We start from the raw sequence: 24868 nt of genomic DNA, 5'->3' as shown, positions 1-24868 counted from the left end.
GCCAGCACGCCGCAGATCATCTCCCCGCGGATCAGCCGGCGGCACCGCCGCTTATCCGCACCTATCGATGAGCGTGCCCTCCTCGTACCACTCCCGCAGCTGATGTTTGCGGACTTTGCCAGTGCTGGTCCGGGGTAGCGAGCGCACGACGATCAATTCGGCGGGCCGCTTGTAGCGGCTCAACCGGTCCTCCAGCAGTGCCGTCACCCCCTCGAGGTCGACCTCGTCTTCCCCGGCGGCCAGCACGGCGGCGACCACGCGCTCGCCGAGCCTGATGTCGGGGACACCGAAAACAGCTGCTTCGGCGACGGATTCGTGCGCCGACAGCGCGCGCTCGACCTCCGCGGGGAAGATATTCAGCCCACCGCGGATGATCATCTCGCGGATGCGCCCGTAGAAGGTCAGCACCCCATCGCCGTCCATCGAGCACAGATCCCCGCTGCGCCGCCAGCCCTGCTCGTCGGCAGCACGGTCCACACCGCCGTCGGGCCGCAGATACCCGTTCATCGTCAGCGGTCCCCGCACGCACAACTCGCCGAGCACACCGAAAGGGACCGTATTGCCGTTGTTGTCGCGGATCCGGTAGTCCCGACCGGGTAGGCAGCGCCCCAGCGACCGAGTACGGATCCGTGCCGAATCGTCGGGCGCACTGACCGCCATCATCGGTGCCTCGCTCTGGCCGTAGGCGACCATGAACGTGATGCCGAGCCGGTTCTCCATCTCCGCGATCAATCCCGGATCGACCGAGGTGGCTCCAGCGATCACCAGTCGCACGCTCGCGAAGTCCGACGCCGACACACCGGGTATGGCGAGTAGGTCGATGATCATGGTCGGCACCAGGCCCACGAGCGCCGGACGGATTTCCCGCAACGCCCGCAACGCGACTTCCTCGGAGAACCGGTCGAGCACGATGTAGGCCCCGCCGTGCGCCATGGCCACCAGCAGCCCCGCCACCGAGCCGCCGACGTGGAACAGCGGCAACGGATTCAGCCACACTTCGCCCGTGCGCGCGGTGCAGCCGCGAGCGTGGAACCGCGCGCTGTTGATCGCGGCGCGATGCGACAGCACAGCTGCCTTCGGCACTCCGGTGGTGCCCGAGGTGAATTGGAGCAGGAATTCGTCTGTCGCTTCGACGTGCGCGGGTTCCACGAGAACATCGGAGGCAGTGTTGAATTCGGCAATATCGTGCACTTCGGGTGGATGCGCCAGCCGCCGCGCCACGCCTTCCAGTCTGGCGACGGTGTGGTCCTGACCGACCCGCTCCACGACCAGGACTGTGGTCACCCGCGCCAAGGTCAGCATGTGGGTGGCCTCGGCGTCGGTCACCGCCGGGCTGATCGGCACAACGGGTCGGCCGGCCAGCGCGCACCCGTACATCGCGACGATCCAGTCGACGCTGTTGTAGGCGATCAGCGCCACCCTGCCACGCTCGGGATCGAGTTCCCGCAACCGCAGCGCCGCCCCGCTCGCTCGCCGGTACAGCTCTGCCCAGCTGAGCGAGGCGACACCGGAGGGGGTGAGATGCTGCAATGCGGGCGCCTCCGGCACGGATCGCACGGTCCGGACGAACGCGGTCCCGACAGAGTCGTGCGACACCTCGACCGAAGCAGCCAGGAATTCGGCAGGATTCGTCTGTTCGTCAGATGTCATCTGTGTATTCCGTTCCGACCGGCGGCGCCCGCCATATGTCGTGTCGAACGCCGGCCGAGGGCGGACGGCGTGCTGATACTCATCCTGGAGCCGATCACGGCCGCTGAAGCGTCGCCTCGGGGTGCCTACGCTCCTGGGTGGGCTGCTCCAGGATCAACTGGGCCGCCCGCACCGCCACGCCTTGGCCGGGGGCGCCGACGGCGAGCGGCGACAGACGCAACTCGGCCAGTTCCGGCAACTCCTCGACCAGCCACGCTACCCGCAGGATCGCATCGACCAGTCCGTCCACGTCGCTTTCGGCCAGCAGCGGGAACGCGCGCACCGAACGAACCATGCGGGCGGCGTCGAGGTCGCTGACGGGAGTGATGCGCAATGCGATGTCGGCATACAACGTGATCGGATCGCCGAGGACCCCGAACGCGAGCAACGGTCCGAAAGTCCGGTCCGCCACCACCGAGACCGACACCTGCGGCCCGGAAAGCTCTGACTCCGGCGCCACGGTGAGACCGACAGCCGCCAGCACTTCGGCGGTCGCGTCGGCCCCCACGGCGCCGATCCCGGCGCGATCGATGAGGGCATGCAGCCGATCGGTGGCGATTCCTGCGGGCTCTCGCACCACGCCGGCGGGCTGTCGGCGCCATATGCCGTAAGCGGTCGCCCGGCCGAGTGCGGCAGCGGCCGCCTCGGGGAAGGTGTAGCTGGGTAGCGTACGGCTTTCCTCGGCAGAGGACAGCACTCCCTCGGTGCCGTCGAAACTTGCCACCACGGGCTTGTTCGGAGCCGATCCCGCGGCGCGCACCATGGCCGCGGCGATCGCGTCCGGGCTCTGCACCACCGGTGGAGTGAAGAGCGCGACGACCGAGTCGACGCCGTCATCGGCGAGAACCGCGCGTAGTGCCGCCTCGTAAAGTGGTGCTTGCGCGCGGGGCGTGAGGTCGAAGAAGTCGGCCGATACGCCGCTCACGCCGAGATCGCGCAGGGCGGCCAGGGTCGATTCCTCGACGACCGCGGTGCGCAGACCCGCAGCCCGGCACGCGGCAGCGGTCAACGCGCCGGGCTGGCTCGCGTTGGTGACCACCGCGACCCGGTCACCGCGTGGTATCGGTTGATGGGCGAAAAGCCTCGCTACGTCGAACATCTCCGCAAGTGTGCGAGTGGCGACGACGCCGGTCTGGGAAAGGAGGGTGTCGGTCGCCGTACCGCTGTCGACGAGATCGAGACCGACCGCGCCGCTCGGCGATGCCTGTACCGCGCTGGTGACGGCGACGATCGGCTTGCGCGCGCTGACGCGCCGGGCCAGACGCGCGAATTTGCGCGCGTTGCCGAAACGTTCGAGATCGAGCAGGATCACCGAGGTCGTCGGATCCTCTTCCCACCACTGCAACAGGTCGTTGGGGGAAACGTCGGCCGAGCGTCCCAGCGAGGCGAAGCTGGAGATACCGAGCCCGATGCGGCGGGCGTGCTCCAGCACCGACAGCCCCAACGTTCCGGACTGACTGGCCATCGCCACCACGCCGGGCTCGGGCAGTGACACCGAGAAGGTCGCCGCCAGTCGGCGCACGCCTTCCTGGGCCAGGATTCCCATGCTCGCGGGGCCGATCACCCGCATTCCCCGACCGCGTGCGTACCGGACCATGTCCAACTCCGCGCTGCGACCACGCTCGCCCAGCTCGCCGAATCCGACCGACATCACCACCACGGCCCCCACCGAGGCAGCGGCGCAGCCCCGCATGACTTCGGGTACCAGGTCGGCCGCGACCGCTACCACGACCAGGTCGATGGGTTCTCCGATGGCGCTGACAGTGGGATGGGTAGGCAATCCCATCACGGCAGGACTGTTCGGGTTCACCGCATAGACCCGTCCCGGAAACCCGTGCACGAGAAGGTTTTTGACGACTGCGCGACCCAGGTTGTCCTCGCCGCGGCCCGCGCCGACAACGGCCACGGTGCGGGAATCGAAGATCCGTTGCATGGACGAACGAACGGACTGGTGCTCCCTGCGATCCGAGCGTGCCAGTACCTGCGCCCTGGGCGCGATCGCGATATCCGCGTGCAGAACGGCCCCCGGCGGCCCCAACTCGACCGCGTATCCGGAGCTCTCGAGGGTGCGGATCATCGCGAGATTCTCCGCGAGGACATCCGCTTCCAGCACCGCTATCCCGTGGTCCCGCGCCGCCGCGGCGATATGCTCCATCAGCAACCCGCCAAGGCCGACGGACTGGAACTCGTCGACGATGGTGAAGGTGACCTCGGCGCGATCGGGATGGCCCTCGACCCGTGCGAAATCCGCGACTCCCACAGCGCGGTTCTCGTGGATGGCGACCAGTGCGACCTGTCCGGCGGGATCGAAACGCATGAACCGGGCCAACCCCGCTCGGTCCAGCGTCACCACCGGCCCCAGCATGCGCATCGAGATCGTACGGCGCGACAGCCGCTTGCTGAAATCGACGATGAGTTCGAGATCATCCGCTGTCAATCGGCGAACGAGTACCGAGCGACCGTCCCGCAGCAACCCTGGCGTGCCTTCGTCTTCGTTCCGCTCACCGAACTCCACACCGCAGCCTTTCGTCGGCACCAGTATTGTTCGGGCGCTCGCCCTCGCCGGAGGGCGAGCGCCCAGGGCTCACAGCTCGATCAGGAGCGTGTCGCCGTCGGTGGTCACCCGGCCGTGCACGCCGGTCAATGCGTCGGCGATTCGGGCTGTCCTGGCATCTGCGGTGGAGACCACCAATTCGCCCCCCGAATCGCGGATCGCCCATTCGGCGCCATTGACTCGCAGTACACCCGGATCGCCGGGCTGGGCGAGCCCGAACGCGGGCCCGAGCAGGGCCATCAGCGTGGCGTTCACCCCCGCGGCGACCAGCTCACGGTGCGCGTCCGGCCGCGCCCAGATGACGCGGACCTTCTCGAACAACGCCCCGAGATCCGGGTTCTGTGCCTGGAGCGAACCGAGCGTCTCACCGCCGAGTCCGATGACCACCGTGATCGGCAGTCGGTCCAGCACCGAGAGGAACCGCGCGGAATCCCAGTTGTAGGTTTCGGCGGGTGTGTACGTCGCACCGATCTTCCGCAGCGCCCGCACGACGGGGCTCAACCAGGGACCTTCGTGATTGGTCATGGTGATCAGCACATGATCGTCCCCGTTCACCCCCGCGGCGAGCAGTTGCTCGTGCGCCCAGGCGACATCGCGCTCGAAATCGTCCCAGCCGATCTCGTAGTCGATGAAGCCGTCCCCCGAAGGGCACACACCGATCCCGTAGATCGGAGCCTTGGGCGCGCGCGCGGCGGCTTCCAGCATCGTCTTCCGTGTCATTCCTTGACCGTCCTCGGGAACTTGGCAACGCTCGAGCTGTACTGCAGGATTTCCTCGACCGTGAACATGACGAGGTCGACGCCGACGCCGAGTTCGGATTCGAGGACCTCGGTCAACCGGCGCTCGACATCGGCGACATCGGAGGTCCGCTCGGGCGCGTAACCGACCCGCAGCCGCAATCTGGTCATGGCGTCGTTCGATCGGATGATCTGGAACATGCCGTCGGACAACTCGGGCAGCGACTCCACCAACCGCCAGACGTCGCCGACAACGATCGCCTTGCCGTCGACGACGGTTTCGTCGCCGCGGCGGCCCGACAACCACATGCGCGCATGTGTCCGTCCGGTCGGAGATGGCTTACGGGTGACGCGCACGAGGTCGCCGGAGCGGAATCTGATGTAGGGCGCGACCCGATTGTCGAGGTCGGTGGCGACCAGTTCACCGATCTCCGCGTCCTGCACCGGCTCGCCGGTCACCGTGTTGAGGACCTCGGGGAGCATGGTGTCCTCCCACAATTGGAAGCCGTCGAAATCCGGCCCTTCCCATGCTGTTCCGGTATCGCCCGCACTGGTGTACTGAACGATCTTGACACCCCAGTCCTGGGTGACCTTCCGCTTGAGCGCGGCGCCCATAGGCTGACCGGCGAAGGCGAAGAATTTCACCGATGCCAATGCCTCGCGCAGGTCGTACTTCGACTCGAGCTTCTCGAACTCCATGATGGCGGGCAGGTGCACCTGCATGTAGGCCACCTGATGCTTCCGGATGGCGCGGAGCAACGCTTCGCCCTCGCCGAGCCAACTGTTCGCGAACACCGGCACCAAGCCGAGCGCGGAGTAGAAATCATCCCAATAGTTGCGGAACGTCCCGACGGGGACGATAACGCGGTCACCGGCTCGCAGGCCGTGCACGTAGAGGTCGCGGGTCGAACTGGCCGGCAATGGAGGCGCTTCGGACCAGATCTCCGGAAGCAGTTCGGGCGCCGAGGTCGTGCCCGAGGTCGTCGTCACCGACGTCAGGTCCTTCGGGTTCACGCACAGCAGCCCTCCGTAGGGGTCACCGGTACGCGCCCGGAAGGATTTGATCTCGTCTTTCGTTATCGTCGGGATCTTGGTGGTGAAGTCTTCGAGGCTGCGGATGTCGTCCGGTGACACACCGGCGGCGCTCCAATGCTCTCGATACAGGGGCGAGTTCTCCCACGCGTACCGAACCAGTTCGAGCACCGCGGCCTCCTGGGCTGCCCTGATCTCCTCTCGCGAGGCGGTCTCGATTTCCGGTTCCAGGAACTCGTAGACCTCGCCGTCGAGAGTCTTGCGTGGCTCTTCCAGCCCACTGATAGTCACAATCTCCTCCATTGCCGGGGCATCGTCACGCTCGCGTGCGCCGGGGGCCCTAGCGACTCGGCCACTCCCCTAAGCGTGATACGGCACACAGCCTAACAGTTTAAATATATACCTGTATAGAAGGAGGGTTGGATCTTCGTCAACGGTCGCCGCGCTGCGACTGAAGCCATCGTTCGTGCTGCTGGAAGTGGGTGTCGGGCCGCTTGATCATGATCGCGTCGGCTTCGGCCAGAACCGCGCCCGAACTCTCCAACTGCAATGTGGCTCGGACGAAAACCTTCCGGTTCTCCGTGCGCACAGTCCACGCACGCCCGATCAGCGGCCAGCCGACCGGCACCGGCCGCACGAACTTGACGGTGAGCGTCCCGGTGACCGCGAACTCGTGCTTCAACATCATCGTGTGCCCTACGAGTTCGTCCATGACACCCGCGGTCCAACCGCCGTGTGCGACCCCCGGACCGCCCTCGTGCGATGACGAGCACACCACGTTGCTGATCACGACGCCGTCGTCGTGCAGTTGTTCACGCTCGACCCCGAGGCGACACTCGTTGAGCGGGGCGCACCCGTAACACAGTCGCACTCCCGTGGGTGAGCAGGGGGAATGCAACGGGGATGACGGATCGTCGCCCGCGACCGCGGCGGCGGCGCTACCCGCGGAGGACGTCGTGTCGTTCGTTCCGGATTGGGTCATGGAAGTACCTTTCGACGTCGACGAACTTCGACACTCGGGTTGCCGAGAGCGCCGGGCGCGGACTGAGTCGGCCGGCAGCGGCCTTACAACGCAGAGCGGGCGCGCTGAGAGCGCGCCCGCGTTCGGCATGGCCACTCAGGCGGCAGCCCGTGGGAACAATTCCTCGAAGGCGCCACGCAACACACGATCACGGATCCGATCGTCGACGCCGTCGAAGATGGAGTGCAGCGTCTGCTGGGTGTGACCGTACGTGCCCTCCAGGTGCGGGTAGTCGTCGCCCCACAGCACGTTGTCGTACGCGGTGTCCTCGATGATCTGCACCGAACTGATGTCGTGCTGGAACGAGGCGTACACCTGCTGGCGAATGATCTCGCTCGGCAGGCGCGACAGACGGGGACGCACGAACATGCCGTGCTGCCGATAGGCCTCATCCATCCGGTCACCCACAGCAGGCACCCATCCCGCTCCGCATTCGGCCACCAGCACCTTCAGATCCGGGTGCCGATCCAGCGCACCACCCGCGACCAGGTGGGTGATCACCCGCATGGCGGGATAGCCGGTCTCCATGTAGTTCACTACCGCGCCGCCAGGGCCGCGATAGACCACATTGGAAGCACCGGTGCCGATATGCCAGGTCAGTGGAAGCTTCAATTCCTCGGCAGCCGTCCACAGCGGTTCCCACAAGTCCAAACCCCAGGCCCGATCGTCATCGATGCCACACGGGAAGAACAACGCTTGGAAGCCCATCTCGGCGGCACGCTCGGCCTCGGCCACCGCGTTCTTCACATCCATCAGAGGAACGATGGCGGGCGCGAAGATGCGATCCTGCTTGCCCATCACCTCTTCCATCGCCCAGTCGTTCCAAGCACGCGCCACCGCGTTCTCCAGCTCCGGATCACGGATGTTGCAGGTCCAGAAACCCATCGACGGGAAAGCGAACTGGTTGCGCACACCCTCCTGGTCCAGATCCTGCAGCCGGATGGTGAGATCCTTGAAACCCGGCGGGCGCATCGCGTCCATGAAATCGTTGAGCTGGCGATCGATCTGCGTGCCGTCGATATAGACGATCTCGTACTTCTCACCACGCTCCGAACGCGGCGCACGATCCGCCAACCGCTTCGGCAGGCGCGAGGTCCACAGATCCTCCGGCTCCATCAGGTGGGAATCACCCGAATGCGCCAAGATCTTGTCCTCCTCACGCTGTTCCTCGACCGCGTGCAACGCCTCTGTCATAGGTATCTCCTCGTTCGAACGTCATGCGGGCCCGTACCGCGTCCGCGGAACCACCCGCCAATACTTTACACTGTAACGAAAAGAAGCAATCGTGTGAACCGAACACTTCAACCGAAACCACGGGAGGCGCCATGGAACCGACGACGGGCAGCACGACACTCAGTCGCGAGCAACGCGATCACTACCTCGCGACCTTGAACGAGGAGACCCTGTCCGCCTTGATGCGCTCGACCTGGACCTGGGACGACCGCGCCTTGCGACGCAGACTCAGCGAGCTGCTCACCGGGCTGGTCGCGGTCCGCGAACTCGGAGTCGGCGAGGTCGAGTCTCCGGCGGCCGTCATCGACGCCGCCGAGGCCCGCGTACTGGCCGCGGCCGGCGAATTCATCGCCGAGGTGCTCGGGCCGCGACTGCTCGCCGACGCGGGCAACGCCTTCCGTGAGCCGCTGCTGCCCCTGGTCCGGGCAACCGGTGAGCTCACAGCCGAGGCCGCCCGCGCGCTGGACACTCTCGCCGTGGACGTCACCGGCCATGTGATCGAGCGCAATGAGGCGCTGACCTCACTCCTGCCCGAGGACGCGTGGGAGGAGAAGGCGTTCGGGCCGCAGTCGACCGGCCTCGCCAGAGTCGCCTACTCGGCCGGCTACACGCTCTCTCGCACCGACTACTTTCCCGCCGCCGGACTCGGCGCACAAGCGTTCGCTGTCGCGGCCGCACCGAACGACGACAGCGTCGACGTCCGCCACTCGACACTGGCGGCCGCCGAGAAGACCGGATCCTGGGATCCGGCGCTGGTGCGGACACGGGCGACCGCGACGGACGACGGTTGGCAGCTCACCGGCGAGAAGTGGTATGTACCGGGAGCCACGGCGGCCGGCAACATCTTCGTCATCGCCCGCAACATCGGCGGTCCTTCGCTCTACCTCGTGCGCCACGACGCGCCGGGCCTGACCGTCGAGACCTTGCCTTCGCTCGATGAATCGCGTCCACTCGCGCGCATAGGCTTCGACAACACTCCCGCGGCTCTGATCGGACGCGAGGGCGCGGGCGGCCGCATCATGAATCGCACTCTCGACCGGGCCACCACCGTGCTCGCAGCCGAGCAGATGGGCATCGTGGATCGGGCACTCAAGTGCCTGGTCGAGGTGTTGCCCTCGGCTACCGACAGCGAGGCTTGGCGGGGATACACCAGGAAACTCGCGGAACTCGAATTGCTGCGGGCAGGCGCGACCGCGCTGTGGTACCGGGCGGTCAAACTCCAGAGTCAGGACGATCTCGAGGCGAGCGCCACGGCCGCGGCGATGGCGCATATCGGATGCTCGCAGGCGGTGCGACAGGTGTCGTCGCGGCTCACTTCGGTGGCCGACGACCTCGACACCTCGGACGTCGACGCCATCTCGACCCGCGCACGCGAGACCGATCTGCTGCTCGGCGGCCCGGCCCTGGCGCACGAACGGCTGCTGGAACGCCTCGGAATCTGATCTCGTGCGCGACAGCAGGCCGAGGGTCGCACTCACCCGCTCCACGGGAGCGGGTGAGTACACTCCCCCCGTGAGACCGCACGACCGCCTGACAGACGTCGAAGATTCCGTGAAGGCGTCCCGGCGGACCAGGGGGCGTCCGCCATCGCTGACCGAAGACCAGATCGTCGACGCCGCGTTGGAGATCATCCGCGGCGATGGGCTCGACGCACTGTCGATGCGGCGGTTGTCTCAACGACTCGGTCGCTCCCAGATGGCCGCGTACTCCTACGTGGCGGACAAACGGGAATTGCTCGACCTGGTCGCGCGGCGCACACTCGCCGACGTGACGATCCCCACTGACGAGGACGGTACGTGGGATATCCGGCTCCGGCTGCTCATCGATCGCATCGACGCCCAACTGCGCAGACAGCCGAGCATCGCCGGACTCCTACTGCAACGGATGCTGCACGCCGATCGCCGCTTGGTCGACGCCTTCATGGCGATCCTCCTCTGCGCCGGCCTGCCGGAACGCCAGGTCCTGCTGTCCTACTCGTTGATTCACACGTATCTGTTCGGTCGATACCAGGTGCCGATGGCCGATACGCCGCAGGACGAAACCGATCTGCCGCCCGCCCTCGCGACAGTGCTGCCGCACCTGGACGGACTGCACGGCGCCGACTATTACAAATTCGGCATCGACACCCTTATCGACGGTTTGCGCGTCCGTGTCGCGGAGCATCAGCGCGTTGGGGACGTGAGCGATTGAACCGCCGTGTCACGGCGATCACTCCGGCCGGCGTCGCGCGGCCAGGGCACAGAAAGTGTCCAGCACGGATTCGAGATCGGTGCCGAAACTGTCGCTCGTACTGACCGACCACTGTTCGACGACGGTCAAGGCGCCGATGAAGGCCGCGGCGAGTGCTTTCGGATCGGTCTCCGCCGTGAATTCCCCCCGCGAGCGCGCGCGTTCGAACACCGCGGCCACTCGCCGACTGCCGGGGTGGATGACGGTGCGCTGGACGTGTGCGTACAGCTCGGGATGCCGGGCCGCCTGACCGGTGAAGGTGAACAGTATCTGGAGACCGGTCCAGGCTCCCGGCCGGTCGAAGGCGTCGACGAGGACGCGTAGCTCACTACGCAGATCACCCAGGTCGGGCACTTCCGGCCAGGTGGCGATCGAGGCGAACGCGTCGATGATGAGTTCCCGCGCGCTCGACCACCGGCGATAGAAGCCGCTGTTGCCGACCTTCGCCCGTCGCAGGACCGCCGTGAGACTGAATGCGTCGACCCCCGCCGAGGCCAGCTCGGCCCTGGCTTCCTGCAGCACCCGTTGCTCCACTGTAGCGTCGAGCGGACGCCCGGTACGCCTGCGGTCCGCCGCATCCGGCGGCGAGTACTGCGTGTGCTTCATTTCTCGACTGTAAGGGGCACTCGGCTACGAATCACCGGCGCGGTGGCGGGACGACCGGACATCGCCTGCCCGAAATGAACGCATATCAGTCACCGCCCCCTTCCCGCAGGCGCGACCGCTGGAGTTTTCCCGCCGCGGTCCGTGGCAGCTCGTCGACGATCACGATCTCGGCCGGCACCTTGTAAGTGGCCAGCCGTTCTCCGACCATCGCCCGTAACTCGTTCTCCGACATGGGCTTCGAACATACGACATAGGCGACCACGCGCTCACCGCGGCGCTCGTCGGGCCGGCCGACGACCGCCGCGTCGCTCACTCCTGGATGCCGCATCAATGCCGCCTCGACTTCGGCGGGCGCGACCTGGAAGCCGGATACCTTGATCATGTCCTTGAGCCGGTCCGAAATCCACAGACGTCCGTCTTCGTCGATGCGTCCCGCATCACCGGTGCGAAACCATCCGTCTTCCAGGAACGGGTCGTCCGCTGCCGGATCGGTGTAGCCCACGGCCACGCACGGCCCACGCACCTCGATCTCGCCGTCGTCACCTATTCGGAGCTCGTTTCCGGCGCAGGCGAATCCCGGGGAATCCAGACGCCACCGCCGCGGCTGATCGACCGGGTTGAAGGCCACCGCGAACGCCTCGGTCATGCCGTAGGAGCACAGGAATTCCACGCCCGTGCGGGAGGTGATCGTCTGCGCCAGATGCGCCGGAACCGCGCTTCCGCCCCACATGAAGTACCGAAGGCCGGGAAAGTCGGCGCGGCTCAGCTCCGGCAGCGTGGCCAGTCGATGCGCCACCGCCCCCGCCAACGGCCAGACCGTGACCGAATCCCGTTTGATCTGGCCCAGGCAACGGTCGAAATCGAACCGCTCGAACAACGTCACCTCGGCTCCCGCCGAGAGCGCCGCACCCATCATCGAGGTGCCGAAGATATGGCACAACGGCAGGGAGATCTGCAGCCGATCGGCATCGGTCAAGCCCAGATGCGTGACCAGTTGATCGATACCGCCCGACAGGCTCGCGACGGTGTGCACGACCCCTTTCGGGAAGCCCGTGGTCCCCGACGAGAAAGGGATACACAGTTCGGCTCCGGGATGTGCCGCCGCGGCGGGCCGCGGCACCGTCGCGCCACCCGCCGCCGCGTCGGCGACATCCTCGATCGGCACCGCGATCGGCAGCCTACCGGCGTTCACGCGGTGCCGCGCCGAGTAGATCGCCGCACGCGCGCCCGCTGTCGAGATCACCCGGCCGACCTCGTGGTCGGTCCAGTACGGGTTCGGGAGCACGAAGGCCGCGCCGAGGCTTGCGAGGGCGAACTGCGCGAAGATGTACTCCGGTCGATTCTCGACGAGCAGCAGTGTGCGGGTGCCCGGCCGGATCCCGGCGCGGGCGAGTCGATCCGCCACCCGTCGAACCGCTCGGTCGAACTCGCGAAAGGTCCACTCCTGCCCCTCGAACCGCAGCGCGACCCTGCCCGGACTGCGGCGGGCGGCCGCGGCAGGCAACGACGCGTACTCGACCGCCCCGCTCACGTCTCGTTTCTCCTCATACCCCATGTGGGCTTTGCTGACCGTGTCACCAGCGGCGGCGGTCACCATTCCCCGGAACCGTCTCACCCCAGGCCATCCACACGTCCGGCACCCTGGTGTCGGAGACGCGGTGTATCCGGCCCTCCTGCTGCGGATTCGGGATAACGCCGAGACCTTCCATCCGGCCGTTGGGATCCGGCTCGCAGATCCAGGCCTCGCCGTTGATCGTGTAGTCGATGCCGTCGTGCCAGTAGCCGTCGGCGTCGCGCCGGATGACCGCCTCCATGGCGTGCGCCGTGGTCACCGTACCGTCGCTGCGGCCGATGACACCGACATGGAAGTCGCCGTTACCGAAGAGGAAGTGCCCGACCTCGGCGCTGCCGTCGTCGTAGTGGTTGGCCCAGGAGTACCAGGTCGTGTACTCGGCGTCGTGCAGCGGATCCTTCTCCACGTACAGGCGACCACCCTCGCGCATCCATGCCTCCTCCCAGAACAGGAATCCGCGCACGTGCTTACCTGCCAGGTCCCCCTCGACCAGCCAGGTCTGAGTGAGGTAGAGCAGCGACGAGTCCTGGCCGGGGAGGAACCACTGCAACGGCGGAGCGATCCGGGTGCCGGTCACCTCGATGACGTCGGTCTCCTGGTAATGCATGGAGTCGGTGGACAGTGTCAGCGCCACGGAGGGGCCGTGCTCGTTCGCGGCGGCCGCCAACTCCAGCGCGCCGGAGTCGAGGACTCGGCGCGAGAGATCATTGCTCTCGGGCGCGTATTTCGGTTCCCGGCGTAGGCGCAACTGCTCGTCGCCCCCTGCGCTGGACAGCAGGATCAGCTTGCCGCCCAGAGAGCGGATGTCGCTACCGGCCTTCTTGTTGTCCCGCACCGCCGGAACACGACGCATGATCGAATGCAGGCCGCCCTCGTCGTCGCGCAAGGTGCCCCAGATGTACCCGGCTTCCGGAATCAACCCGTGAATGGTGGTGTTCTCAGCGAGGACCTCCGCGGGCTCGAACCGGCGCGCCGAGCAGAGAGCCGCGTGGTTGAACGATCCGGTCGGAGCGAGATCGGTCAGGGTAGTGGTCACGTTCGTTCCTTATCTGAATTGTCAGCGGACATATGCGCGGAGGGTGTGGTCATCGCGGGAACGCCGACGACGAACCGCGACGCGTTGCGCACGGGCGGATCGCGGCGCGCCCAGCCGACCGATCATCGAAGCTTCCAGCACACAACCGAACGCCCCGCGCCGCTAGACGCCGCGCGGACGCGGACCTCGGATCGCGAACCGATCGCCGGCTGTTTCGGTCACGCTCATTACCGTAATTCGCCGACGCACGGAAAGCAATGCCGTTCTCGTTCCAGCCCGGACCCGCTTGCGGCAGGACGTCACCCGCGCAATCCGACAACCTGGACACGCGTGTGGAGGCGGCCACAAACCGATGGTGGTGACCGCCTCCACACGCCGATGACATACCGTCAGCGTGATGGTGGAGTGAACAGTGAGGCGTCGGTGTGCAGGACCCGGTAGTCGCGCAGTACGCCGCCCTTGTCGGCGGTGGCGACGATGATGTCGGAGGAGCACACGTTCGGCGAGAGCGGGAATGCCTGCCCGTTGCATTGGAATTGGATGCCGTTGGTCAACGGGTACGGTTGGGCGGGCGCCGAGCGAAGCCCTTCCGCCACCGTCTGCCGGGTGATTTCCTGGCCCGGTGTCGCGTTCAGCGCCCGCGCCAACCCGACGATCGGCTGCCAGCCACCCGCGGCGTTGAACTCGATCCGCAGGCCGGGTTGATACTTATCGATCGCCGCTCGGAACAATTTCATGTCATCGGTGGCCGGGTCGAGGTTCGCCGTGGTGCCCACTTGGACCCCGTCGAACCCGCCGGGGATGGAAGAACTGATGGTGGTGTCGACACAGCGATCGTTCACGACGATGGTCGCGCCACGGTCGACGGTCTTGATGGCTTTCAGAACACCGCCACAGAAGTTGGTGCTTCCCAGCACCGTCCACAGGCCGGGATCATTGCGGTTGGCGGCGGTGATCTGCGAGGTCACATCGGGAGTTCCCGGCGGGATGGTCACCACTTCCAACGCGGAACCGGCGTTGCCGAAAGCCAGTTTGCCCATCTGATTGGCGGCGCCGGTAGCGGCGGGCACGTCGATGGTCACCAGTGCGGACTTGGTGGCGTTCTTCTCCTTGGCCAGTGCCGCCGGTGTGCCGAAGATCGCCGACACACCGTTCATCAAGGTCAAGACGTTCGGGGAAGACAGAGATTTCTGCGAGGTCGCATAGTTCAACACGAGCGGGACTCCCGCGGGCGCGAGCACATCTATGGTTTGGTCGACATTTCCGAGTGCGCCTTCGACGACCGCGACGGCGCCCGCGCCGATCATCTGGTTGGCACAGTCGGTGGCCGCGGCCGGATTGCTCTTCGTTTCGCAGGTCTTCAGCTGTACGCGGTGTCCGCGCAGGCCGCCGAGGTGTTCGTTGATGTAGGCCACCGCGGCTTGCGCCGCGGTCAACTCGGCGCTGGCATCCACGGCGGCCGACTTGCCTTCGCTGATGAATCCAATGGTGACGACATCTCCGGTCGCGGCGTTGGGCGGACCGAGCACCGCCGAGTCGGCCGTGCCCGCGCCCGCCGATGTGTCGCTGTCGCTGCCGCACGCGGCGGCGGTCCCGATCGCGAGTGCTGCAACGGCGACGCCTATGACGGCGCGCCGGGTACGGTGAAGTTCACCCTTCATTTCTCTCCTTGTGGTGACGCGGACCGGGGAACGGTCAGCGGGGTTACGTTCGGGGCTTCGGGGACCGGGAACTCAGCCCGCTCGCGCCGCAGCGCCCATCCCCAGATACACATCGCGTAGGCGCTGCGGATCCGAGCGCAGGTCCTGGGCAGAGCCACGCAACCGGACCTCGCCGTGCACGAGAATTAGGGCCTCGTCGGCGATCTCCAATGCCAGCCGCACGTGCTGTTCGACCAGGACGACGACCGCGCCGGTGTCATCGGCGATGCGCCGCACGACGGGCAACAACTCCTCGACGATCACGGGAGCCAAACCCATGCTCATCTCATCGATGAGCAGGACCGTCGGCCGCTGCACCATCGCACGGGCCACGGCCAGCATCTGCTGTTCGCCGCCGGACAGGTCACCCGCCCGCACTTTCAAGCGTTTACGCAGTGAGGGGAACAGTTCGAGCGTCGCCTCGTGTGCTTTGCCGTCGTTGCGGGCGACCTTGAGGTTCTCCAACACCGTCAGATCGGTGAACAGAGCCCGGTCATCCGGAACCAACACGAGTCCGTTCTGGTTGGCATGCCGGGGGTCACCGTTGCGCAGCGTCGTCCGCCCGACCGAAACCGTCCCGCTCTGCCGCTTCAGGAAACCCGCCATCGTATTGAGCAATGTGGTCTTGCCCGCACCGTTGGGGCCGAGCACCGCGAGTACCGTGGCAGCCGGAAGAGCGATATCGATGTCGCGCGCCACGATGGTGTTGTGGTAGCCGACAGCAAGTCCGCCGCATTCGAACAGGATGGGCATTCCCGTCCCGGTGTTGTGTTGCTCAGGCATCGACCGCGACCTCACTTCCCAGATACGCGGCCGCTACCCGCTCATTCGTCCGAATCTCATCGGGCTCCCCCACCGCGATGACCTTTCCGAAGTCGAGAACATAGACCAGATCGCAGGCCCCGAAGATCAGATCCATATCGTGGTCGACCATCAGCACCGCGATACCCGAGGCGGCGATCCGCTTCAAACGTCTACCCAGCCAAAGGCTTTCCTCGCTGTCCAGTCCGCCGGCGGGTTCGTCCAGCAGCAGCACCGACGGCTTACCCGCGAGCGCACGGGCGATGGAGACCAACTGACGCTGCCCGTGGGACAACTCGCTGACCGGCCGACCGCCGGCCCCGGCGAGACCGACGAGGTCGAGCACTCGATCCACTGAAGCGGACTCTCCGGTCTTCCGGCCTCCGTCCCCCGTCCACACGGCGACCTTGACGTTCTCCCGCACCGAGAGGTCGTCGTACAGCTCCAAGGCTTGGAAGGTCCGACCGAGGCCGTCACGAACGCGCTGAAACGGGGATCGGGTGTCGATTCGCGTACCCTGCAATTCCACCGTGCCGGTGTATTCGGAGAATCCGCACAGCGCGTCGATGAAGGTGGTCTTGCCCGCGCCGTTCGGGCCGATGAGGCCCACCAGCTTGCCCTGCGGAATCTCCAGCACCACATCGTCGAGCGCGACGACGCCGCCGTAATGCACCGAGATTCCGTCGGCGCGCAGAGCGGTGCCGCCACCTGCGGCGGAAGCCGACTCCACGCCTTCGGGTTCGAAGTCGTCGTCCAGAGTCAACGAGGCGACGGTTCCACTCGCCCGACGTCGAGCGATCAGACTGTGCGCGGGACCGACGATTCCCTCCGGATTCACGATCACCGTGACGATGAGCATGAGTGCGGCGATGCTCGGATACCAGGCGCCCGCGCCGACGACCTCGTCGATGGCGATGTACAGCAGACCGCCCGCGGCGATCAGTCCCGCGAGCACACCGCCGGACAGTGAGGTGGCGCCCGCCAGATACACGACCGCGAAGAAGGCAACCGAATTCATCGCCGAGAACGGCTCGTAGATCACCGACTGCTGCTGGTATGCCAGCAACGCCCCGCCGAGTCCCGCGATGAACGAACCGATCGCGAACGCGGTCACCTTTACCAGTACCACGTTGACACCGGCCGCCGCCGCGGACTTCTCGTTGGCGCGCACGGCCAGCATCTGTGACCCGAACCGACTGCGCCGCAGCATCGCCACCGCCACGCCGACCGCGGCGGCCACCACGAGGCACAGTACGCCGAATGCGACGCGAGGATAGTCCTCGCCACCGCCGATGCCCATATCGAAGCCGAACAATGTCGGCGGCTCGGTGGTAACACCCGATGAACTGACGAAATCGGTATTCCGGAACCACACGGCCTCCACCGCGTAGGCCATCGCGAGCGTGACCACCGCGACCGCGAGTCCACGAATTCGCAACGCCGGCAATCCGACCAACACGCCGACGATCGCCGCGATGACGGCCGCCAGCAGCGGTGAAATCGGGAACGGAAGATTCCACGCTCGCGTCAGCGGTCCGACGAGAAACGCCGCCACGCCCGCTATCGTCAACTGCGCCAACGAGATCTGACCGGCGTATCCGGTCACGACGACGATCGACAAGCCGATCACAGTCATGATGAGGGAGACGATGAGGCCGCTGCGCCAGCGGTCGTCCAACACAATCAGCAATCCCAGAGCAACGACTGTGACCACCGCGGTGCTGACCAATGGCCGACTCGGCCGCGGTGCGGACCCGAGAGTTTGCACGATTACCGAGCCCCGGTTGGGTAGTGGTCGCGCCCGAAGCACGAGGACGACGATGATCAGCGTCAGCGGTACGAGCTCCGACAGTCCCGTGGCGGGCAGCGCCGAGAACAGCGTTGTCAGGTACTGCAGCCACGACTGAACCATCCCGATGACGATCCCGGCCAGCACGGCGACCACCATCATCTCGAACCGGGCGATCACCGCCGCAGCCAGCGCGGGAACGATGAACAGCGTGTAGGAGACCGGCGCCAGGGACGCGATAGGTGCGATGAGAATGCCCGCGACACCGGCCACCGCCGAACTCAGCATCCAGTTGTAGGCCGCTATCCGATCCGGGGACATCCCACTCAGATACGCGCCACGCTCGGACGATGCGACCGCCTTGGTGATGAGACCGAACCGGCTCAACCGCAACCAGGTCACCAGTGCCGCGGCGAGTACGACGAGGGTGACCGCCAGATAGATTCGATCGTGCGGGAGCACGAAGTCGTCGAACTCCCATACGTCGTCGGGAAAGATCGGATCGACCGCGACCGTCGCCGTGCCCAGCCGTTGCGCGAGTAGCGCCGGGACCAGCAGCGCGATCCCGAGTGCGGCCACCGCCTTCGCGACCGCGGGCGCGGTGCGCAGCGCACGGAACACCGCGAAATAGAGCAGCGCGCCGATCGCGGCGGCGATCACGGTGGCGATCGCCATCGCGGGCCACTGCCCCAAGGGTGCGCCGATATCCATGGTCTGGGGGAATCCCGGTAGCGGAATCATCAGCTGCCCCTGCCGCAGAAAGGCGTAGAAGTACGCCGTGAGCAGCGCGATCGCACCCGCCCCGAAGTTGACGACTCCCGAGCTTCGATAGGTCAGCACGACCGCGAGCGCCAGCGCTCCGAAGACCGCACCACTTCCCAAGCCCAAGAGCAGAAAGGTCAGATGCTCCATCCCACTCCGATCCCTCGATTGCGCGTCTAAAACGCCTACGCAATCAGATAGTTGATTTAAATGAATGTACGTGATGCAGACCACACGCACAAGAGGTTCGACTACTTACGAACACATGTGGCAATTGTTCGGCGAATGACGCGACCCCAGGCTCGAATAGCCGCCATCCCCGCAATCGGGAGGCTCGGAGCCGGTCACGTGACACAGCGCGTGTTCCACGCAATGCCGTTTTCGAGGCGAAGCCTCATCGCAGCGCCACCGGGACAACGGTCACTGCACACACCGCCACGTGGTCATAGGTCAGCGCATCGATATTGCTGTTGCACAGAGGAACTCACACAAGCGCCGCCCCGATGGGAATGCGCGGCTCCAATAGGGCCAGGCGTGAGCGAAGGCGCCGGTGCGCACCGTCGGCGAAAGTCGTATGCGCCGTGGACTTCCGGGCGAAAATCGAGTCGCAGTGGATTCGCGTGGAAAGCCGGGTCCACGTCGGCCGCAGCCAAGACTTTCAACGCTTCGAGCCAGGTCGTGTCCACGTCTGCCCCTTCGCGGTGAGGTGGATCGACAGCAGATCCAGATCCCACCGTAAGCGGCTCGCGCGGTGCGACCCAGGGAACAGTGTTCTCGCCCCGTCCACCACTATCGCTTCGATGTAGTGAGATCATCTAGACATTGGACCGAAGGTCGCGGATGCGAGCGGTCGAGTAGAGGTGCGAAGTGCGGCAATCTGTAGTCGCTCGCGACAAACAATTCGGGCTAGAGACGATGTGCGCCGGCGGGTGGATCCACTGTGTGCCCAAAGATGATCTGAATGTGCTCACCCGAAGCTGTGCACACGAAGGCGGCCCATGCGGCATCCAGGTCGACACCCTCTGGATGGGGATGACACGGGCACGCGGATCACAGACGCACTGCACGCCGACAGGCGCGCCGAGGAGACGGGGACGACGCCGCTGGACCGGAATCTCGCGGCACCCTACCCCGGACAAGCGAAACGGCTGCTGCTCGACGTGTTGTCGCCGGGCAGCAGCCGCTCACAGGATGATCAGCGCGGACCGAAACGCTGAGCGCCGTCGAGCCGGACCACTTCACCGTTGACGTAGCCGTTGGTCAGCAGGTGCTCGGCCAGAGCGGCGAACTCCTCGGGTTCGCCGAGCCGTTTCGGGAACGGGACGTTGCTCGTGAACTTGGCCAGCGCGTCATCGCCGACCGATTCCATGATCGCGGTGCGCATGGTGCCGGGCGCGATCGTGTTCACCCGGATTCCGACGCTGCTCAGGTCACGAGCGGCGGCCAGGGTAAGGCCGACCACACCCGCCTTGGCGGCCGCGTAGGCGGTCTGCCCGATCTGGCCCTCGTAGGCCGCGATCGACGCGGTGAACACCACAGATCCTCGTTCACCCGCCGCGGTGGGTTCGTTCGTCGCCATGCGCGCCGCGGCCAGCCGAAGCACGTTGTAGGTGCCGACCAGATAGAGGTCGAGGGTCTTGGTGAAGCCTGCCAGCGTGGCCGGGCTGCCGTCGCGGTTGACCACTCGCTCGGCCACGCCCCAGCCACCGTGGGCGATGGCGACATGGCGCAGGGTGCCGAGCGCAGCGGCAGCCTCTAGCGCCGCCAGCACGGACTCCTCGGAGGTCACATCGGTGCGCTGGTACACGGCGCCTTCACCGAGAGCATCGACCAGCGCCTGCGCGCGTTCGTCCGCGAGGTCGGCGACGACCACCTTGACCCCTGCCTTGTGCAGACGGCGCACCACGGCCTCGCCGAGACCTCCTGCCCCACCGGTCACCAGCGCGACATCGCTCGCCGGGATTGTCATATCTTCTCCGTTCACTGTCGTATTCATCGCGATGAACCAGTGCGGTTCACTTGCCCGCCCACACCGGATCGCGCTTCTGCGCGAAAGCTTCGGCTCCTTCGCGGGCATCTGCGGATTCGAAGACCGGCGCGAACACTTCTCGCTGCCGGTCGAAGGCCTCTTCATCGGACCAACCGCTCGATTCCACGACGATCCGCTTGGTCGCCGCGACCGCGAGTGGTCCGTTGCGGCAGATGAGCGCCGCCAGTTCGAGCGCGCTGTCGAGCGCTTCGCCCGGCTCCACCAAGCGGTTGACCAGCCCATACCGATAGCCGAGCTCGGCGGAGAAGTTCTCGCCGGTCAGCGCCAACTCCAGGGCGATCTGGTACGGCATGCGCCGGGGCAGTCTGAGCAGGCCGCCGCCACCGGCCACCAGGCCGCGCTTGACCTCGGGCAGCCCGAACGACGCGGTGCGCGAGGCGACGATCAGATCGGTCGCCAGCGCCAACTCGGTACCGCCGGCCAGAGCGAAACCCTCGACTGCCGCGATGACCGGTTTCCGGGGCGGGGCCTCGGTGAAGCCGAGTCCGCGTCCTTCGACGGCGATGGTCTCACCCGCCAGGAACGCCTTCAGGTCCATACCCGCGCAGAAGTTCTCCCCGGCGCCGGTGAGAACCCCCACCGAAAGGCCGGCATCACTGTCGAGCCGGTCCATGGCTGCCGCCAAGCCCTGGCTGACCTCCGTGTTGATCGCATTGCGGGCCGAGGGCCGGTTGATCGTGACCACGAGGACACGATCACGCTGCTCAACGATGACAGCGGGCTGCGGGGACTGCTCCGACACGACACGACCTTCCTGGTTGGGAACCGGTGAGACGATCACCACTAGACCGTATAGTATAACTATATAGCTATTTAACCTATCAGCCGTCTCCGACGGCCGCTACCGACCACGACTTACCCCGACGACGCGGATGAGGAACTATGGCCGACTACGTCGACTACGAAAAGCTCGACAACGGAACGATCGCGCGCATCACGTTGAACCGACCAGAGGTCCACAACGCGCAGAACCGCGGCATGTTGATCGAACTCGACGCGGCGTTCCTCGAGGCCGAGGCGGACGACACCGTCCGGGTGATCATCCTCGCGGCGGCGGGACGTAGTTTCTCCGCGGGCCACGACATGGGATCGGCGATCGCCGGGGAGGAGATCGAACCGGGCCCGAAGCAGCATCCGAGCATGCGGATCCACGGCGGCACCCGGCCGGGCGTGGTCGAACAGCGGATGCGCCAGGAATGGCACTACTACTTCGACAACACCTTGCGCTGGCGCAATCTACGTAAGATCACCATCGCCCAGGTACAGGGCAACGTCATCTCCGCGGGTTTGATGTTGATGTGGGCGTGCGACCTCGTCGCGGCCGCCGACGACACGATCTTCGCCGACGTCGTCGGCACTCGCCTGGGCATGGGCAGTGTGGAGTATGTGGCACATCCCTGGGAGTTCGGGCCGCGAAAAGCCAAAGAGCTGCTTCTGACCGGCGACTCGATCGATGTCGAGGAAGGCTATCGGCTCGGCATGGTGAACAAGGTGTTCCCTCGCTCCGAACTCGCCGAGCGGACGCTCGCCTTCGCCCGGCGGATCGCCGCCAGGCCCACCATGTCGAATCTGGTCGTCAAGGATCTCGTCAACGACGCGACCGATCACATGGGATTCACCAACTCGCTGCGGCACGGCTTCACCTTGCACCAACTCAACCACGCGCATTGGTCGGCACTGCATGACGACAAGTTCCCGGCCGCCAAACCCGGTGAGGACGTGGAGGACTGGCGAACCGCGGGAAAGCCGAGGCCGAGCCGGAAGGATCAGCCGTGACCGACGACGCGCTGTTCCCACCGGATTGGGCGGATCGGGACGCCCTGATCATCGAACCCTCGGGTGTGCGAGTGACTTTCGGTGAGCTCGAGTCGAGGTCGAACGCGATCGCTCACCTGTTTCGCGCCCGTGGCCTGATGTCGGGCTCGACGATCGCGCTGGTGATGGAGAACCGGGCGGAATTCCTGGTCATCTCTTGGGCGGCACAACGCGCCGGCCTCTACTACGTCGGCGTCAATTCCCATCTCACCGCACCCGAAACCGAATACATCCTGCGCGACAGCGGCGCGTCGGCGCTGTTCACCTCCGCGGCCCTGCTCGATATCGCGGACGCCGCCGCGCCCGAGGTGCCACACCGCTTCGTGGTCGACGCCTTCGGCGAGCGTAGCGGCTGGGAGGAACTCGATGCCGTGCTCGGCGAGTTCCCCACGAACCCGATACCGGATCAGCGCGAGGGGGATTTCCTGCTCTACTCCTCCGGAACGACAGGTCGTCCCAAAGGAATACAGCGCCCATTAGCGGGGGGACCCTTGGGGTCCTATCCGGACCCTCCTGGCCGCTGGCTACGGGAACTTCTCGGCTTCCAGGCCGGCGACGTGTACCTGTGTCCGGCGCCGCTTTATCACGCCGCACCCCTGGGCTGGAGTATGGGCGTGCATCGCAGCGGCGGCACCGTCGTGGTGCTGGAACGGTTCGACGCCGAACGCGCGCTGGACGTCATCCAGCGCCATCGCGTCACGCATGCGCAGTGGGTCCCGACGATGTTCGTGCGGATGCTGAAATTGGCGCCGGAAATTCGCGATCGTTATGACATGTCCTCGCTGCGGATGGCGATACACTCCGCCGCTCCGTGTCCGGTCGAGGTCAAACGCGCGATGATCGACTGGTGGGGTCCGATCCTTTTCGAGTTCTATTCCAGTACAGAAGGTATGGGCGCCACGGCCATCTTCTCCGAGGAATGGTTGCGCAAACCGGGGTCCGTCGGACGGCCCCTGCTCGGACGCCCGCTGATCCTGGACGACGACGGACGTGAACTGCCCACGGGCGAGATCGGCACCGTGTGGTTCGACGGCGGAACGAGCTTCCGCTATCGCGGTGATCCCGGCCGGTCCGCGGCGGTGGTGGACAGCAGCGGTCGTGCCACCGTGGGCGACCTGGGTTATCTGGACGAGGACGGCTATCTCTTCCTTTCCGACCGCAGAACCGATCTGATCATCAGCGGCGGAGTGAACATCTATCCTCGGGAGATCGAGGACGTACTGATCCTGCATCCCGCCGTACTGGATGTGGCGGTGATCGGATTGCCCGATCCGGACCTCGGCCGCCGGGTGGTGGCGGTGATCCAGCCGACCGCGAGCGGGGCGGTCGAAGTCGACGAGCTACTCGAGCACTGTCGTACCCGATTGGCGCGGTACAAAATGCCACGCGAGATTCGGTTCACCGAGCAGCTTCCCCGAACCCCGACCGGCAAACTGCGAAAGCACCTCATCAGCGACGAACCGAGCTGAACAACGGCGTTGTTGCGCCGACCAATGCGGTGAGCACCCGGACGCAGGCGCCGTCGGCGGCATAGCGGCGGTGCTCCCACAGCGTCTGCCATGGTCCGAGATCTCCCGCAGAGCCCGACACGCCGCAGCCGATCCAGAATCCCTCCACCACCAGGCGATTGCTGGTGAAGCTACGACCCACGCGCCTGTCGAATCTCGGCAGCGGCGACGCGGGACCGGCTATCGGTTCGATTGGGCCGCGATCGCAGCGAAGGCAGTTGCCGGGTCGACGACGCCGGCGATGCTGTCGGCACCATGTGCGGAATGGGACGTGCGTGCGCTGGTGGAGCATGTGACCGGCAACCACGAACGGATGGCCTGGCTTCTGCACGGCCAAGCGGTCGACGACCGTGGTGGCAGCGATCCCGCCCAGAGGTGGTCGGTGGCGTATGCGGCTGTGCGCTCGGGGCTGTCGATACCCGGAGCGCTGGACCGAATGGGGCGGTCTCCCTTCGGCGGCCAAGCGGCGGTCGCCGATGTAGCGCGGATCCTCACAGTCGATTTGATCACGCACACATGGGATTTGGCGCGAGCAGTGGGTGCGGATGAGGTACTGGATCCCGACGTAGTGGCCGATCTGCTGCCGATGGTCGAGCGTTTCCATCCCGCCATGGCTGCAAGCGGAAAGTTCGCGCCACCAGTTTCCGTGCCGGAATTCGCTGAAGCGCAACAACGTCTACTCGCCCTGCTCGGAAGGCGTGCGGGGTAAGGCAGCCGTCTGTGGCCGCCACGC

At 66.1% G+C, this 24868-nt stretch carries 20 protein-coding genes; 5 read left to right on the top strand and 15 right to left on the bottom strand.

Annotated elements, in window-relative coordinates:
* Window positions 1-51: 51 nt before the first annotated feature.
* The 6 genes from ABZ824_RS07765 to ABZ824_RS07740 form a co-directional block, all read right to left on the bottom strand.
* Window positions 52-1650: a class I adenylate-forming enzyme family protein gene (locus ABZ824_RS07765; protein ID WP_356962321.1), complete on the bottom strand. Its 1599-nt coding sequence runs from the start codon at window positions 1648-1650 to the stop codon at window positions 52-54.
* A gap of 94 nt (window positions 1651-1744) precedes the next feature.
* The gene (locus ABZ824_RS07760) at window positions 1745-4204 is read right to left on the bottom strand and encodes a GNAT family N-acetyltransferase (RefSeq protein WP_356962320.1); all 2460 of its coding nucleotides are present in this window, start codon (window positions 4202-4204) and stop codon (window positions 1745-1747) included.
* 69 nt (window positions 4205-4273) lie between these two features.
* Complete coding sequence (locus ABZ824_RS07755) at window positions 4274-4963, bottom strand: hypothetical protein (RefSeq protein ID WP_356962319.1); 690 nt, start codon at window positions 4961-4963, stop codon at window positions 4274-4276.
* Window positions 4960-6303: a phenylacetate--CoA ligase family protein gene (locus tag ABZ824_RS07750; RefSeq protein ID WP_356962318.1), complete on the bottom strand. Its 1344-nt coding sequence runs from the start codon at window positions 6301-6303 to the stop codon at window positions 4960-4962. The genes ABZ824_RS07755 and ABZ824_RS07750 overlap by 4 nt, the downstream gene beginning before the upstream one ends.
* 139 nt (window positions 6304-6442) lie before the next feature.
* Window positions 6443-6994, bottom strand: a complete 552-nt coding sequence (locus tag ABZ824_RS07745) for a PaaI family thioesterase (RefSeq protein ID WP_356962317.1) — start codon at window positions 6992-6994, stop codon at window positions 6443-6445.
* Window positions 6995-7129: 135 nt separating this feature from the next.
* The gene (locus ABZ824_RS07740; protein WP_356962315.1) at window positions 7130-8227 is read right to left on the bottom strand and encodes an amidohydrolase family protein; all 1098 of its coding nucleotides are present in this window, start codon (window positions 8225-8227) and stop codon (window positions 7130-7132) included.
* 131 nt (window positions 8228-8358) lie between these two features.
* Here ABZ824_RS07740 and ABZ824_RS07735 point away from each other — a divergent pair, with 131 nt between their 5' ends.
* The gene (locus ABZ824_RS07735; RefSeq protein ID WP_356962313.1) at window positions 8359-9708 is read left to right on the top strand and encodes an acyl-CoA dehydrogenase family protein; all 1350 of its coding nucleotides are present in this window, start codon (window positions 8359-8361) and stop codon (window positions 9706-9708) included.
* A gap of 70 nt (window positions 9709-9778) precedes the next feature.
* Complete coding sequence (locus ABZ824_RS07730) at window positions 9779-10456, top strand: TetR family transcriptional regulator (protein ID WP_356962312.1); 678 nt, start codon at window positions 9779-9781, stop codon at window positions 10454-10456.
* 18 nt (window positions 10457-10474) lie between these two features.
* Here ABZ824_RS07730 and ABZ824_RS07725 read toward each other — a convergent pair whose 3' ends face one another.
* The 8 genes from ABZ824_RS07725 to ABZ824_RS07690 all read right to left on the bottom strand — a co-directional run bounded on the left by ABZ824_RS07725 (window position 10475) and on the right by ABZ824_RS07690 (window position 21554).
* A complete protein-coding gene (locus ABZ824_RS07725) occupies window positions 10475-11101 on the bottom strand; it encodes a TetR-like C-terminal domain-containing protein (protein WP_356962310.1) in 627 nt (208 codons plus the stop codon).
* A gap of 85 nt (window positions 11102-11186) precedes the next feature.
* On the bottom strand, window positions 11187-12632 hold the full coding sequence (locus ABZ824_RS07720) for a class I adenylate-forming enzyme family protein (protein ID WP_356962308.1): 1446 nt from the start codon (window positions 12630-12632) through the stop codon (window positions 11187-11189).
* Between the two features lie 43 nt (window positions 12633-12675).
* Window positions 12676-13710 (bottom strand): hypothetical protein, encoded by a 1035-nt coding sequence (locus ABZ824_RS07715; protein WP_356962306.1) that lies wholly within the window; start codon window positions 13708-13710, stop codon window positions 12676-12678.
* 389 nt (window positions 13711-14099) lie between these two features.
* Window positions 14100-15371 (bottom strand): ABC transporter substrate-binding protein, encoded by a 1272-nt coding sequence (locus tag ABZ824_RS07710; protein ID WP_356962304.1) that lies wholly within the window; start codon window positions 15369-15371, stop codon window positions 14100-14102.
* Window positions 15372-15443: 72 nt separating this feature from the next.
* Window positions 15444-16193: an ATP-binding cassette domain-containing protein gene (locus tag ABZ824_RS07705; RefSeq protein WP_356962303.1), complete on the bottom strand. Its 750-nt coding sequence runs from the start codon at window positions 16191-16193 to the stop codon at window positions 15444-15446.
* Window positions 16186-18996, bottom strand: a complete 2811-nt coding sequence (locus tag ABZ824_RS07700) for a branched-chain amino acid ABC transporter permease/ATP-binding protein (RefSeq protein ID WP_356962301.1) — start codon at window positions 18994-18996, stop codon at window positions 16186-16188. Before ABZ824_RS07700 ends, ABZ824_RS07705 begins: the two co-directional genes overlap by 8 nt.
* 961 nt (window positions 18997-19957) lie before the next feature.
* Window positions 19958-20731: an SDR family NAD(P)-dependent oxidoreductase gene (locus tag ABZ824_RS07695; protein WP_356962299.1), complete on the bottom strand. Its 774-nt coding sequence runs from the start codon at window positions 20729-20731 to the stop codon at window positions 19958-19960.
* A 46-nt stretch (window positions 20732-20777) separates the two neighbouring features.
* Window positions 20778-21554, bottom strand: a complete 777-nt coding sequence (locus ABZ824_RS07690) for a crotonase/enoyl-CoA hydratase family protein (RefSeq protein WP_356962497.1) — start codon at window positions 21552-21554, stop codon at window positions 20778-20780.
* 140 nt (window positions 21555-21694) lie between these two features.
* On the opposite strand from ABZ824_RS07690, the gene ABZ824_RS07685 reads away from it, so the two are divergent.
* Together ABZ824_RS07685 and ABZ824_RS07680 are read left to right on the top strand one after the other, a co-directional pair.
* On the top strand, window positions 21695-22588 hold the full coding sequence (locus tag ABZ824_RS07685) for an enoyl-CoA hydratase (protein ID WP_356962297.1): 894 nt from the start codon (window positions 21695-21697) through the stop codon (window positions 22586-22588).
* The gene (locus ABZ824_RS07680; protein ID WP_356962295.1) at window positions 22585-24096 is read left to right on the top strand and encodes an acyl-CoA synthetase; all 1512 of its coding nucleotides are present in this window, start codon (window positions 22585-22587) and stop codon (window positions 24094-24096) included. Before ABZ824_RS07685 ends, ABZ824_RS07680 begins: the two co-directional genes overlap by 4 nt.
* On the opposite strand, the gene ABZ824_RS07675 is transcribed toward ABZ824_RS07680, so the two are convergent.
* Window positions 24077-24277: a hypothetical protein gene (locus ABZ824_RS07675; protein WP_356962505.1), complete on the bottom strand. Its 201-nt coding sequence runs from the start codon at window positions 24275-24277 to the stop codon at window positions 24077-24079. The genes ABZ824_RS07680 and ABZ824_RS07675 overlap by 20 nt on opposite strands.
* On the opposite strand from ABZ824_RS07675, the gene ABZ824_RS07670 reads away from it, so the two are divergent.
* Window positions 24182-24844: a TIGR03086 family metal-binding protein gene (locus ABZ824_RS07670; RefSeq protein WP_356962495.1), complete on the top strand. Its 663-nt coding sequence runs from the start codon at window positions 24182-24184 to the stop codon at window positions 24842-24844. The two genes, ABZ824_RS07675 and ABZ824_RS07670, sit on opposite strands and share 96 nt — an antisense overlap.
* Window positions 24845-24868: the final 24 nt, after the last annotated feature.

The sequence above is a fragment of the Nocardia sp. NPDC047038 genome, from assembly GCF_040644075.1.
Lineage (GTDB): Bacteria > Actinomycetota > Actinomycetes > Mycobacteriales > Mycobacteriaceae > Nocardia > Nocardia sichangensis.
The sequence above is the reverse complement of the archived record's forward strand: the minus strand, read 5'-3'. Positions and strand labels throughout refer to the sequence as shown.